The sequence below is a fragment of the Microbacterium kyungheense genome (assembly GCF_006783905.1).
GTDB lineage: Bacteria > Actinomycetota > Actinomycetes > Actinomycetales > Microbacteriaceae > Microbacterium > Microbacterium kyungheense.
In genome coordinates this window covers 111,927-123,571 of record NZ_VFPE01000007.1, presented here as the reverse complement: position 1 = coordinate 123,571, position 11,645 = coordinate 111,927, and the positions used below count along the sequence as shown (strand labels likewise).

Sequence of the window (11,645 nt, the reverse complement as noted above, 5' to 3'; positions counted from 1 at the left end):
ACCCCATCCCTTCGATCGGAGAAGCACCCATGAGCGACTACGCCGTCGTCAACCCGGCCACGGGTGAGACCCTGGCCACGTATCCGACCATCACCGACGAGGCCCTCGAGGCCGCCATCGCGGGGGCGGATGCCGCCTACCGCACGTGGCGGACGACCTCGGTCGACGAGCGCGCCGCCCGCATCCGCAAGGTCGCCGACCTGCACCGCGAGCGTCGGGACGAGCTCGCCGCGATCATCGTGCGCGAGATGGGCAAGCCGCTGGAGGCGGCGCTCGGCGAGGTCGACTTCGCCGCCGACATCACCCAGTACTACGCCGACCACGCGGACCGCATCACCGGCGACCAGCCGCTCGAGATCGACGGTGAGGGCACGGCGGTGATCCGGCGCACGCCGCTGGGCGTGCTGCTGGGCATCATGCCGTGGAACTTCCCCTACTACCAGGTCGCCCGCTTCGCGGCGCCGAACCTCGTGGTGGGCAATACGATCCTGCTCAAGCACGCGCCGCAGTGCCCCGAGTCGGCCGCGGCGATCGCCGCGATCTACGCGGACGCCGGACTGGGCGCCGAGTACACGAACATCTACGCGACCAACGACCAGGCGGCCGCCGTGATCGCCGACCGCCGCGTGCAGGGCGTGTCGGTGACGGGATCCGAGCGCGCCGGCGCCGCCGTCGCCGAGATCGCGGGGCGCAACCTCAAGAAGGTGGCGCTGGAGCTCGGCGGCTCGGACCCGTTCATCCTGCTGTCGACGGACGACCTCGACGCGACCGTGGAGGCCGCCGTGGCCGCACGCCTCGACAACAACGGCCAGTCCTGCAACGCCGCCAAGCGCTTCATCGTGGTCGAGGGCCTGTACGACGCGTTCCTGGAGAAGTTCACCGCGGCGATGTCGGGCGCGAAGGTCGGGGACCCGTTCGCCGACGACACGGTCCTCGGTCCGCTGTCGTCGCTGACCGCCGCCGAGCGCCTCGCGGCGCAGGTCGACAACGCCGTCGCGCAGGGCGCGACGCTCGTCGCCGGCGGCGTGCGTGACGGCGCCTACTACCCGGGCACCGTGCTCACCGGCGTGACCAGCGACATGGACGCGTATCGCGAGGAGTTCTTCGGCCCCGTGGGCGTGGTCTACCAGGTCGCCGACGAGGATGCCGCCGTCGCGCTGGCGAACGACACCAGCTTCGGCCTCGGGTCGTACGTGTTCACGACCGACGAGGCGCAGGCGGCGCGCGTCGCCGACAAGATCGACGCCGGCATGGTCTACGTCAACGTCGTGCTGGCCGACGAGCCCGCGCTGCCCTTCGGCGGCGTGAAGCGCTCCGGCACGGCCCGCGAGATGGGGTTCCTCGCCGCCGACGAGTTCGTCAACAAGAAGCTCATCCGCGTCGGCGTCTAACACCACCCGGTCGTTGAGCGAGCGAGGTACGAGCGAGACGAAACGCGCCTGACCGTGCGCACGACGCGTTTCGTCTCCGCTCCTCCGTCGCTCCGCTCAACGACCGGATTCCGTCAGAGCAGGAAGCGCGCCTCTGCGAGAGCCTCGTCGGCCCACTGCACCTGCTGCGGCGTGCCCCAGCGTGCCGCGGCATCCCGGGCCAGCTCGAACGATGTGACGGCGTCGCCGACGCGCCCCGCATCGAGCCGCCGCCACCCGGTGTTGTTGTGCAGGGCGACGCGCCATCGCAGCGTGCGCGGGTCGTCGACGGCGTCGAGCGCGGCGTGGGCGGCATCCGTCCACGCGTCGGCCTGCTCGGCGTCGGCGATCGCCAGCATGTGGAGCGCGTCGACGCGGAGGAAGACGAGGTCGGGCCGGGATGCCGCATCCAGCGCCGCCGTGAAGTAGGGGATCGCGGCGTCGGGGTCGCCGGCCGAGTTGCGTACACGCCCGCGCTCCAGTGCCGCCCGCGCCGCCACCGCGTCGTCGGCGATCGCGACCGCGTCGAGTGCCGCGTCGGCCTCGGCGAAGCGCTCCTGCAGCCCGAGGGCCCGTGCCACCTGCGTCTGCAGCTCCGCGCGGACGGCGGCATCGTCTTCGCCCTCGGCGGCACGCCGCAGCCTGGCCCCGGATCCGGCGGGATCGGAGAAGTCCCACAGCTCGTCGAGCCGCGCCTGCGACAGGGTCATGCCGGAATGCTAGACCGTCTTCCGGGGGTGTCGTGCCGGGTCGCCAAGGGCGAGGATGGGGGTATGGCAGACACACCGGATCCCGTCGTCGCGCTCTCGGACGAGCAGTGCTGGGAGCGACTGCGTCAGCAGGAGCTCGGACGCCTCGTCACGCATGTGGGGGATGTGCTCGACATCTTCCCCGTGAACTACGTGGTCGACGGCCAGAGCGTGCTGTTCCGCACCGCACAGGGCAGCAAGCTCTTCGAGCTCACCGTCAACGACGAGGTGCTCTTCGAAGTCGACGACCACACCGACACCGACGCCTGGAGCGTGATCCTGCGCGGCCGGGCGCACCCGCTCGACCGCTCCGCCGACGTCGAGCGCGCGGACGGACTGGGACTGCGGCCGTGGATCCCGACACTCAAGTACACGTACGTGCGGGTGGAGCCCACCGTGATCTCGGGACGCGCCTTCGAGCGTGCTCCGGAGCCCGACCGGTACGGCATCCAGCAGTACTGATCGAGTGCGAGAGTGCGGCCCGGTTCGCGGGGCCCTCGGGCATGCCGTACACTTGATCATGCAGTTGAAGTCTGCATTCTTTCGCTGTGCCTGCCGGTCAGGAACAGTGCTCCCCAGTCGGACGACGGGGGAGGAGTGCGGGTTCAGCGAGACCTCCGGGTCTCTAGGGCGGTAGCTCAATTGGCAGAGCAGCGGTCTCCAAAACCGCAGGTTGCAGGTTCGATTCCTGTCCGCCCTGCGCTCAGCGCAACACCGGCTCGTCCGGTGGTTGACAAACACAGTGTGCCGATCCGTGTCGGCTCACGGAAGGTAATCAGGTGGCATCGATGGTTCAGGACGAGCCGAAGGGCGAAGTCGTCCCCGCTGAGGGAACGACCGCGCCTCGCGAGAAGAAGCCCAACGTCTTCGCTCGCATCGCCCTGTTCATCCGTCAGGTCTTCGCCGAGCTCCGCAAGGTCGTCACGCCGACGCGCCAGGAGCTGCTGAAGTACACGGCGGTGGTGCTCGGCTTCGTCGTCGTGATGATGGCCCTCGTCTACGGCCTCGACGTGCTGTTCGTGTGGATCACGTCGAACGTCTTCGGAGTGCCCGGCGCCTGATCCCGAGCGCCCGGGCGTGAGCCAGGGGCATGACACGGGCGGACCGCAGGTCCGGCAGCGGACGGAACGGAAGAGAACTCACGTGACGGAAAGATATTCGGACGACGCGGATTGGGCGACGGCTGCCGAGCAGTCGTCCGAGGACGACGAGGCTCAGGAGGGCAACGTCCTCGCCGCTGAGGAGCGCTCGGTCGAAGCGGCCGAGCATCTCGCGATCCACGTGGTGGACGACGAGGACGAGGACGACTCCGACCTGGACGACATCGACATCGACGACCCGGAGGCCGACGCGATCGTGAACGACGCACTGAACCTGGACGAGGCGGCTGAGACCGAGGCCGCCGCCGAAGTGATCAACGACTCCATCGCCGAAGAGGTCGCCGAGCTCGAGGCCGAGGCCGCCGACGAGGTCGCCCCCTACGACGGCCCCGACGTGAACGGCGACGAGGACGAGCCCGTCCTCGACGAGGACTTCGTGGCCGAGGTGGATGCCGCTGCCGCGGTCGTCGACGAGGCCGAGGAAGAGGAAGAGACCGGCGAGACCGACCTCGACGAGACCGACGACGACGAGACCGACGACGACGAGGACCCGTACGAGGCGTTCCGCGCCGAGCTGCGCAGCCTTCCGGGCAAGTGGTACGTCATCCACTCCTACGCCGGCTTCGAGCGCAAGGTGAAGGCCAACATCGAGCAGCGCAAGTCGACGCTCGAGGTCGAGGAAGACATCTACCAGATCGAGGTCCCCATGGAGGACGTCGTCGAGATCAAGAACGGGCAGCGCAAGATGGTCACGCGCGTCCGGATCCCCGGCTACGTGCTCGTGCGCATGGAGCTCAACGAGGACACCTGGTCGGTCGTGCGTCACACGCCCGGCGTGACCGGCTTCGTGGGCAACGCCCACAACCCGACCCCGCTGCGCTTCGAAGAGGCCTTCAACATGCTGAAGAGCCTCGTCGAGGTCAAGGAGGTCGCCTCCGCGAAGGGCGGCGCCGCCAAGAAGGGCCAGCCTGCGGCCGCGCGCGTCATCGCCGAGGTCGACTTCGAGGTCGGCGAGACCATCACGATCAAGGAGGGCTCGTTCGCGGGCCTGCCCGGCACCATCAGCGAGATCAAGCCCGAGAGCGGCAAGCTCACGGTCCTCGTCTCGCTGTTCGAGCGCGAGACCCCCGTCGAGCTGTCGTTCGACCAGGTCACCAAGCTCTGACACAGACTTCCCGGGTATCGTCCCGGGGGAACCGCTGTCCGGAGATGCCGGACGTGCGGGAGAAGGGATGCCCCTGGCATCCGTTCGATGAAAGGAAACAAGAATGGCACCGAAGAAGAAGGTGACCGGCCTGATCAAGCTTCAGATCAACGCCGGTGCAGCCAACCCGGCGCCGCCGATCGGCCCCGCGCTCGGTCAGCATGGCGTCAACATCATGGAGTTCTGCAAGGCGTACAACGCCGCGACCGAGTCGCAGCGCGGCAACGTCATCCCCGTGGAGATCACCGTCTACGAGGACCGCAGCTTCACGTTCATCCTGAAGACCCCGCCGGCCGCTGAGCTCATCAAGAAGGCTGCGGGCGTCCAGAAGGGCTCGAAGACGCCTCACACGGTCAAGGTCGCCAAGCTCACCAAGGAGCAGGTGCGCCAGATCGCCGAGACGAAGATGCCCGACCTGAACGCGAACGACATCGAGGCCGCCTCGCTGATCATCGCCGGCACCGCCCGTTCCATGGGCATCACGGTCGAGGACTGAGGGGAATAACGACTATGGCTACCAAGTCCAAGGCCTTCCAGGCTGCTGCCGCCAAGATCGAGGCGGACAAGTTCTACACCCCGACCGAGGCTGTCGCCCTCGCGAAGGAGACCGGTTCGGCGAAGTTCGACTCGACCGTCGAGGTCGCGCTCAAGCTCTCGGTCGACCCGCGCAAGGCGGACCAGATGGTGCGCGGCACCGTCATCCTCCCGCACGGCACCGGCAAGACCGCGCGCGTCATCGTGTTCGCGACGGGTCCGGCCGCTGAGGCCGCGATCGCCGCGGGTGCGGACGAGGTCGGCGGCGCCGAGCTCATCGAGAAGGTCGCCGGCGGCTGGACCGCGTTCGACGCGGCCGTCTCGACGCCCGAGCTCATGGGCCAGGTCGGTCGTCTGGGTAAGGTGCTCGGCCCCCGCGGCCTCATGCCCAACCCCAAGACCGGCACCGTGACCCCCAACCCGGCCAAGGCCGTGGAGGAGATCAAGGGCGGCAAGATCGAGTTCCGCGTCGACAAGCACGCCAACGTGCACTTCGTCGTCGGCAAGGCGTCGTTCTCGGCCGACCAGCTCGACGAGAACCTGAAGGCCGCGCTCGAAGAGATCGTGCGTCTGAAGCCCTCGAGCTCGAAGGGCCGCTACATCCAGAAGGGCGCCGTGTCGACCACGTTCGGCCCCGGCATCCCGCTGGACGTCAACGCGCTCGTCTGATCGCAGACACCCGCACGAAGCCCCCGACCGGTCACCGGTCGGGGGCTTCGTCGTTCCCGGCGTCACATCGGGGCGCTCCGGCCGGCCCGGGAGTAGCGTCGGAACCATGGCCGAGACGCTGCAGGATCTGTTCGGAATCGACGCGCCGATCGTGCTGGGACCGTTCGGCGGGCTGTCGTCGGTCGCGCTGACGGCGGCCGTGAGCGATCAGGGCGGGCTCGGCTCGTACGGCCTGTACGGCTACGACGCCGACCGGATCAGCGACACGATCGCGGCGCTGCGCTCGGCCACCGCCCGCCCGTTCGCCGTGAACCTGTGGCTTCCGACCGGCGACGAGGTCACTCCCGGCGACGTGGACCTGGCACCGGCCCTCGCGGCGCTCGCGCCGCTGTTCGATGCCGTCGGCATGGCTCCGCCCGCGCCGCCGGTCGAGTTCCTGCCCGACATCGCGTCCCAGCTGACCGCGGTGATGGATGCCGCCCCCGCAGCGCTCAGCCTCGTCTACGGTGTGCCGGACCACCGTCTGGTCGACGCGGCGCACAGCCGCGGCATCCGGATCATCGGCACGGCGACGACGGTGGCCGAGGCCGTCGCCCTCGACGAGGCCGGTGTCGACGCGGTCGTGGCGACGGGCGCAGAGGCCGCCGGTCACCGGGTGTCGTTCCTGCAGCCCGCGGACGCGTCACTGGTGGGCACCTTCGCGCTGGTGCCACAGGTCGTCGATGCCGTGAGCGTGCCGGTGATCGCCGCGGGCGGCATCGGGGACCGCCGCGGAGTTGCGGCGGCGTTCGCGCTGGGCGCCTCGGGCGTCCAGGTGGGCTCGGCCTTCCTGCGCACGCGGCAGTCCGCCGCGACCGATGCCCACCGACGGGCGATCGCCGAGGCGACCGACACGAGCACGGTGCTCACCCGGGCGATGAGCGGACGCTGGGCGCGCGGCATCCCGAATCGCGCCATGCGGACGATCGAGACGTCGGGCGTCATCGCCCCGTTCCCCGCGCAGAACTGGCTCACCGGCCGGTTCCGCGCCGAGGCCGCGCGCCGCGGTGACGGCGACCTGGTGTCGCTGTGGGCGGGGCAGGCCGCGGGGCTCGCCCCGAGCGACGACGCCGTCGAGGTGTTCGCCGAGCTCGCGGCAGGGGTCCCGGCCTGACGCCTCAGGCCGTCGGCAGCACCTCGAAGCCGCGATCGCCAGTGGGGGAGGACTCCGCCACGGTCGCCGACGAGACGACGGCACCGGGCGGACCCTCGGCCATCCACGCGAGCACCTGGTCGACCTGTCCCGGCGTTCCCTCGATCTCTGCCTCGACCGAGCCGTCGCGCCGGTTGCGCACCCAGCCCGCGACGCCGGCGTCGCGCGCCACCATGCGCATCGTGTAGCGGTAGCCGACACCCTGCACCTCGCCGCCGACGATCACGTGCACGCGTCTCATGCGGCCATCTTGCCGCGCCGGATGCCCGCGGGCCAGGATGCCGGTATGGGAACCGTCGACGAGTACCTCGAGAGCCTCGACCCCGACGACCGTGCGGTCGTCTCGCACGTGTTCGACATCGTGCGCGCGGCCGTCCCCGACCTCGAACAGGGCAAGAGCTACGGCATGCCGGCACTGCTCTATCGCGGCAAGGCGCTCATCGCGGTGATGCGCACGAAGAAGCACATCGGCGTGTACCCCTTCAGCGGGCGCGTCCCCGATGTCGTCGCGGCGGGGCTGCCCGAGGCCCAGCGGGCGGGGTTCGAGCACGACGGTGTTGATTTCGACAAGGGCACGATCCGGTTCCAGCCCGAGGCGCCGCTGCCCGACGACACGATCCGGGCGATCGTGACCGCGCGCATCGCCGAGATCGAGGACCCTTCGCTGCGCAAGGCCTGAGGATCAGCCGGCGGCCGGCAGCACCAGCGAGACGCCGAGCGCGATCATGACCACCGCGATCACGGCGTCGAGGATCCGCCAGGCGCGCGGCGTCGACAGCCAGCGCCCGAGCAGCCGCGCGCCGAACGCCAGGCCGAAGAACCAGACGGCGCTCGCCGCCATCGCCCCAGCCGCGAAGATCCAGCGGTCGGCGCCGTGGGTGTTGGCGACCGTGCCCAGCAGGAAGACGGTGTCGAGGTAGACGTGCGGGTTGAGCCACGTCAGCGCGAGGCAGGTGAGGAGCACCGGCGCGAGCCGGGTCGTCGTCGCCACTCCTGACGGACGGGATCCGGATGCCGCGCCCGACGGCTCGCCGGCATCCAGTGCCGCGCCCGACGGCTCGCCGGCGCCCAGTGCCGCGCCCGAGGGGCGCCATGCGCGCCGAGCGGCGAGCAGCCCGTAGCCGACGAGGAATGCCGCGCCCGCCCAGCGCACGACGTCGACGAGCCACGGCACCGCGTGGAGGACGAACCCGATGCCCGAGACCCCGAGCGCGATGAGCACGGCGTCAGAAGCGGCGCAGATCGCCGCGACCGGCAGCACGTGCTCGCGGCGCAGCCCCTGGCGCAGCACGAAGAGGTTCTGCGCACCGATGGCGACGATGAGCGAGAATCCGAGGCCGAGACCGGCGACGAGAGGGGTGAGCACTCTTCGACGGTACGACGAGCGGCATCCATCGTCCAGCTCACGATTCTTCAGTAGCATTAGCAATGCTTATGCTGCGCATCCCGTTCGAACTGGCCGAGACCCTCGCCGTCGCCGTCGACGAAGGCACGCTCGACGCGGCTGCTCGCCGGCTGCACGTCACCCCGTCCGCCGTCAGCCAGCGGATCAAGACGCTCGAGGAGCACCTCGGACGCCTGCTGCTCGTGCGGTCGAAGCCGGTGCGCGCGACCAAGGACGGCGCGGCGGTGATCCGACTCGCGCGGCAGCTCGCGCTGCTGGAGCACGATGCGCTGGCCGAGCTCGGCGCAGGCGCCGACGACGAGACGGTGCTGACAAGCGTCCCACTCGCGGTGAACGCCGACTCGCTGGCGACCTGGTTCCTCCCGCCGCTCGCTCGGCTGGCGGTGCGGCATCCCGTCGTCTTCGACCTGCACCGCGACGACCAGGACTTCACCGCCGGCCTGCTCGAATCGGGCACCGTGATGGGGGCCGTGACGTCGCGCGCCGCACCGGTGGCGGGGTGCCGCTCGTCGGTGCTCGGGGCGATGCGCTACGAAGCGGTCGCGACGCCCGGCTATGTCGAGCGCTGGCTCGGCGGAGACCGTGCTCGGGCGCTCGGGCACGCACCCCTCGTGGACTTCGACCGGCGTGACGACCTGCAGAACGAGTGGCTGACGCGGCAGGGCATCGACCCGGCGCGGCCGCCGCGGCACTACGTCCCGGCGTCGAGCGACTTCGCGACGGCGGTGCGACTGGGGCTCGGCTGGGCGATGCTGCCCCGCTTCCAGTCGCAGGATGCCCTCCAGCGCGGCGAGCTGGTGCTGCTGGGCGGTCCCGCGTCGGACGTGGTGCTGCACTGGCAGCAGTGGAACCTGCGCTCACCGCTGCTCGATGCGATCGCGGAAGAGATCGTCGCCGAGGGGCGCCGCGTCCTCGCGCCGATCGGCTGACGCCGCTCCGTCGTCAGCCGGCCGCGACCTGCAGCACCATCTTTCCGCGCGTGTGGCCGAGCTCCAGCTCGCGATGGGCGGAGGCCGCATCGCCCAGGTCGAAGACGCGGTCGATGTAGACCTGCACCGAGCCCGAATCGAGCAGGCGGGCGATCGTCGCCAGCGCGCCGCCGTCCGGCACGACCTTGTACGACGTGGCGCGCACCCCGGCCGCGGCCGCGGCCTCGGCATACCCGGGCCACGACCCGGTCGGCACCATGATGTACAGCCCGCCCGGCCGCAGCACGGTGAGCGATCGGGTGCCGGTGTCGGCATGCGCGTTGCCGACGAGGTCGATGACGACATCGACGTCGGCGATCACCTCGTCGAAGCGCGTCGTGGTGTGATCGATCACGACTGCCGCGCCGAGCTCCCGCACCCATGCCGCGTTCCGGCCCGAGGCGGTCGCCGTCACGTGCGCCCCGAAGTATGCCGCGAACTGCACCGCGAAGTGACCGACGCCGCCGCTCGCGGCGTGGATCAGGATGCGCTGGCCTTCGTGCGCATGCGCGGTCTCGACCACGAGACCCCACGCCGTGAGCGCCGCCAGCGGCACACCGGCGGCCTCGACGTGCGACAGCGCCGCCGGCTTGCGGGCGACCGACAGCGTCGGCGCGACCACGTACTCGGCGTACGTCCCTCCGGTGCGCGGGAACGACGCCATGCCGAACACGGGCGTGCCCGGCGGCAGCGGATGCGCCTCGTACGGACTCTTCACCACGACGCCGCTGAAGTCGAAGCCGAGGGTCGCGGGATACGCGGCGATCGCGCCCGACACGCCGGCACCGGCGCGGGTCTTCGCGTCGATCGGGTTGATCCCCGCCGCGACGACGCGCACGAGCAGTTCGCTGAGCACCGGCGAAGGGACCGGGAGGGATGCCGCGCCCAGCGCGTCGGGCGCGCCCGGCGCCCGAACCACCATCGCCCGCATCTCGGCGGGCGGCGCGGCCACGGGCTCCAGCGGCGGTGCCGACGTCGATCGCAGCGACCTGATCCTCATCGCGAACTCCCTCCGCGGGCGTGCCGGCATCGGCACGGACGTAACCCGGTGACCCCAGTCAACAGGGCGTACGTCTCGCCCGTGTTACGCGGGCGCTACCTCTGCGCGACGCCGCGGCGTCGCACCGTTCACCGGAAGCCGACGGTGAGCGCCTGCGGCGACAGCACGTGCTCGATCGCGAGCATGCTCGCACCGATGACCGCGGCCCGAGCGGCTGCCGTGGACTGCACGATCGACAGGTGCTCGGTGGCCAACGGGATCGAGCGGGCGTACACGACCTCGCGGACGCCGGCGATGAGGTGCTCGCCCACGCGCGCCATCGAGCCGCCGATCGCGATGATGGACGGGTTCACGAGGCTGACACACGTGGTCAGCACTTCGCCGATGTCGCGTCCGGCCTGCCGCACCGCCTGGACCGCCTCGATGTTGCCGCGCTCGACGAGGTCGACCACGTCGGAACCGCTGTGGGCTTCGATCCCCGCCTCGCGCAGCGTGCGCGCGATCGCCGGGCCGGAGGCGATCGCCTCGAGGCAGCCTCGGTTGCCGCAGCGGCACGCCACGTCGGCGGCGCGCGCGACCTGCACATGCCCGATGTCGCCGGCCACGCCCTGAGCGCCGCGCTGCAGCGTGCCGCCCGAGATCAGGCCCGCGCCGATGCCCGTGGCGACCTTCACGAACATCAGATGATCGATCCCGGGCCAGGCGACGGATCGTTCGCCGAGGGCCATGATGTTCACGTCGTTGTCGACGAGCACCGGCACCTTAAGGTGCCGGTTGAGCCAGCCCGGGATGTCGAACCGGTTCCAGCCGGGCATGATCGGCGGGTTCACCGGCTGCCCGGTGGAGTGCTCCACGGGCCCAGGGACGCCGATGCCGATCGCCGCGACGTGCGAGTGGTCGCGCCCGAGCCGGTCGAGCAGCATCGTCGCGCCTTCGACGAGCCATGTCAGCACGGGCTCTGGGCCTAGCGCGATGTCGAGCGGCTCGGAGTGCTCGGCGAGGATGCTGCCGGTGAGATCGGTCACGGCGACGGTGGCGTGCGACGCCCCGACGTCCGCGGCGACGACGACCTTCGCGGCGGGGTTGAGCGCGAACAGCGACGGCGGCCGACCGCCTGTCGACGCGGCTTCGGCGACCGGGGTGATGAGACCCATGCGCATCAACTGGTCGACCCGCGCCGCCACCGTCGAGCGCGCCAGCCCCGTGGACTTCGCGAGTTCGGCCCGTGTGCGGGGCACTCCGTCGCGCAGCAGCTGGAACAGCTCGTTCACGCCGGCAGAGGTGGTCGTCGTTTCGCCGCTCATGTTCACCTCCCAGATTAGCTGCGGCCGGTGGAGCTCCCGTGCGCGGCCGGGGACCGGCGGGAGCCCCGCGTCGGTGCGCCGGGGCCGCGCTCTGCGCGGACGGGACGAGCC

14 protein-coding genes and 1 tRNA gene are annotated in these 11,645 nt (G+C 70.8%); 10 read left to right on the top strand and 5 right to left on the bottom strand.

The genetic code is table 11. From position 1 onward, the window contains the following. The first annotated feature begins 29 nt into the window (after nucleotides 1-29). A complete protein-coding gene (locus tag FB391_RS17900) occupies nucleotides 30-1,391 on the top strand; it encodes an NAD-dependent succinate-semialdehyde dehydrogenase (RefSeq protein ID WP_141896448.1) in 1,362 nt (453 codons plus the stop codon). Nucleotides 1,392-1,504: 113 nt separating this feature from the next. Here FB391_RS17900 and FB391_RS17895 read toward each other — a convergent pair whose 3' ends face one another. Beyond that, nucleotides 1,505-2,119: a hypothetical protein gene (locus FB391_RS17895; protein ID WP_141896447.1), complete on the bottom strand. Its 615-nt coding sequence runs from the start codon at nucleotides 2,117-2,119 to the stop codon at nucleotides 1,505-1,507. Between the two features lie 63 nt (nucleotides 2,120-2,182). Between FB391_RS17895 and FB391_RS17890 the strand changes: the two genes are divergently transcribed. From FB391_RS17890 to FB391_RS17860, 7 genes are all read left to right on the top strand, one after another. Further along, nucleotides 2,183-2,620, top strand: coding sequence for a pyridoxamine 5'-phosphate oxidase family protein (locus FB391_RS17890; RefSeq protein ID WP_141896446.1), 438 nt, complete (start codon nucleotides 2,183-2,185; stop codon nucleotides 2,618-2,620). Nucleotides 2,621-2,785: 165 nt separating this feature from the next. After that, nucleotides 2,786-2,858, top strand: a tRNA-Trp gene (locus FB391_RS17885). A gap of 88 nt (nucleotides 2,859-2,946) precedes the next feature. Beyond that, the gene (gene secE, locus FB391_RS17880; RefSeq protein ID WP_141896567.1) at nucleotides 2,947-3,219 is read left to right on the top strand and encodes a preprotein translocase subunit SecE; all 273 of its coding nucleotides are present in this window, start codon (nucleotides 2,947-2,949) and stop codon (nucleotides 3,217-3,219) included. Nucleotides 3,220-3,301: 82 nt separating this feature from the next. After that, a complete protein-coding gene (nusG, locus tag FB391_RS17875) occupies nucleotides 3,302-4,423 on the top strand; it encodes a transcription termination/antitermination protein NusG (protein ID WP_141896445.1) in 1,122 nt (373 codons plus the stop codon). Nucleotides 4,424-4,526: 103 nt separating this feature from the next. Beyond that, nucleotides 4,527-4,958: a 50S ribosomal protein L11 gene (rplK, locus tag FB391_RS17870; RefSeq protein WP_018172800.1), complete on the top strand. Its 432-nt coding sequence runs from the start codon at nucleotides 4,527-4,529 to the stop codon at nucleotides 4,956-4,958. Nucleotides 4,959-4,972: 14 nt separating this feature from the next. Beyond that, a complete protein-coding gene (gene rplA, locus FB391_RS17865; RefSeq protein WP_018172799.1) occupies nucleotides 4,973-5,665 on the top strand; it encodes a 50S ribosomal protein L1 in 693 nt (230 codons plus the stop codon). A 106-nt stretch (nucleotides 5,666-5,771) separates the two neighbouring features. Further along, the gene (locus FB391_RS17860) at nucleotides 5,772-6,818 is read left to right on the top strand and encodes an NAD(P)H-dependent flavin oxidoreductase (RefSeq protein ID WP_141896444.1); all 1,047 of its coding nucleotides are present in this window, start codon (nucleotides 5,772-5,774) and stop codon (nucleotides 6,816-6,818) included. A 4-nt stretch (nucleotides 6,819-6,822) separates the two neighbouring features. On the opposite strand, the gene FB391_RS17855 is transcribed toward FB391_RS17860, so the two are convergent. Further along, nucleotides 6,823-7,098 (bottom strand): acylphosphatase, encoded by a 276-nt coding sequence (locus FB391_RS17855; RefSeq protein WP_141896443.1) that lies wholly within the window; start codon nucleotides 7,096-7,098, stop codon nucleotides 6,823-6,825. A 45-nt stretch (nucleotides 7,099-7,143) separates the two neighbouring features. On the opposite strand from FB391_RS17855, the gene FB391_RS17850 reads away from it, so the two are divergent. Next, nucleotides 7,144-7,536 (top strand): iron chaperone, encoded by a 393-nt coding sequence (locus FB391_RS17850; protein WP_141896442.1) that lies wholly within the window; start codon nucleotides 7,144-7,146, stop codon nucleotides 7,534-7,536. A gap of 3 nt (nucleotides 7,537-7,539) precedes the next feature. Here the strand turns inward: FB391_RS17850 and lysE are convergent, their stop codons facing one another. Continuing rightward, nucleotides 7,540-8,223: an L-lysine exporter gene (gene lysE, locus FB391_RS17845; protein ID WP_221886325.1), complete on the bottom strand. Its 684-nt coding sequence runs from the start codon at nucleotides 8,221-8,223 to the stop codon at nucleotides 7,540-7,542. A 68-nt stretch (nucleotides 8,224-8,291) separates the two neighbouring features. Between lysE and FB391_RS17840 the strand changes: the two genes are divergently transcribed. Beyond that, complete coding sequence (locus FB391_RS17840) at nucleotides 8,292-9,191, top strand: LysR family transcriptional regulator ArgP (protein WP_141896565.1); 900 nt, start codon at nucleotides 8,292-8,294, stop codon at nucleotides 9,189-9,191. Between the two features lie 13 nt (nucleotides 9,192-9,204). Here the strand turns inward: FB391_RS17840 and FB391_RS17835 are convergent, their stop codons facing one another. Both FB391_RS17835 and FB391_RS17830 read right to left on the bottom strand, forming a co-directional pair. Further along, on the bottom strand, nucleotides 9,205-10,230 hold the full coding sequence (locus FB391_RS17835; RefSeq protein WP_141896440.1) for an NADP-dependent oxidoreductase: 1,026 nt from the start codon (nucleotides 10,228-10,230) through the stop codon (nucleotides 9,205-9,207). A 128-nt stretch (nucleotides 10,231-10,358) separates the two neighbouring features. Continuing rightward, nucleotides 10,359-11,534: an ROK family transcriptional regulator gene (locus FB391_RS17830; protein WP_141896439.1), complete on the bottom strand. Its 1,176-nt coding sequence runs from the start codon at nucleotides 11,532-11,534 to the stop codon at nucleotides 10,359-10,361. Nucleotides 11,535-11,645: the final 111 nt, after the last annotated feature.

Coding starts and splice junctions, on each gene's coding strand:
- FB391_RS17900 (WP_141896448.1), top strand. CDS start 30: ATGAGCGACTACGCCGTCGTCAACCCGGCCACGGGTGAGACCCTGGCC.
- rplA (WP_018172799.1), top strand. CDS start 4,973: ATGGCTACCAAGTCCAAGGCCTTCCAGGCTGCTGCCGCCAAGATCGAG.
- rplK (WP_018172800.1), top strand. CDS start 4,527: ATGGCACCGAAGAAGAAGGTGACCGGCCTGATCAAGCTTCAGATCAAC.
- FB391_RS17890 (WP_141896446.1), top strand. CDS start 2,183: ATGGCAGACACACCGGATCCCGTCGTCGCGCTCTCGGACGAGCAGTGC.
- FB391_RS17860 (WP_141896444.1), top strand. CDS start 5,772: ATGGCCGAGACGCTGCAGGATCTGTTCGGAATCGACGCGCCGATCGTG.
- FB391_RS17830 (WP_141896439.1), bottom strand. CDS start 11,534: ATGAGCGGCGAAACGACGACCACCTCTGCCGGCGTGAACGAGCTGTTC.
- FB391_RS17850 (WP_141896442.1), top strand. CDS start 7,144: ATGGGAACCGTCGACGAGTACCTCGAGAGCCTCGACCCCGACGACCGT.
- FB391_RS17895 (WP_141896447.1), bottom strand. CDS start 2,119: ATGACCCTGTCGCAGGCGCGGCTCGACGAGCTGTGGGACTTCTCCGAT.
- FB391_RS17835 (WP_141896440.1), bottom strand. CDS start 10,230: ATGAGGATCAGGTCGCTGCGATCGACGTCGGCACCGCCGCTGGAGCCC.
- FB391_RS17840 (WP_141896565.1), top strand. CDS start 8,292: ATGCTGCGCATCCCGTTCGAACTGGCCGAGACCCTCGCCGTCGCCGTC.
- FB391_RS17855 (WP_141896443.1), bottom strand. CDS start 7,098: ATGAGACGCGTGCACGTGATCGTCGGCGGCGAGGTGCAGGGTGTCGGC.
- secE (WP_141896567.1), top strand. CDS start 2,947: ATGGTTCAGGACGAGCCGAAGGGCGAAGTCGTCCCCGCTGAGGGAACG.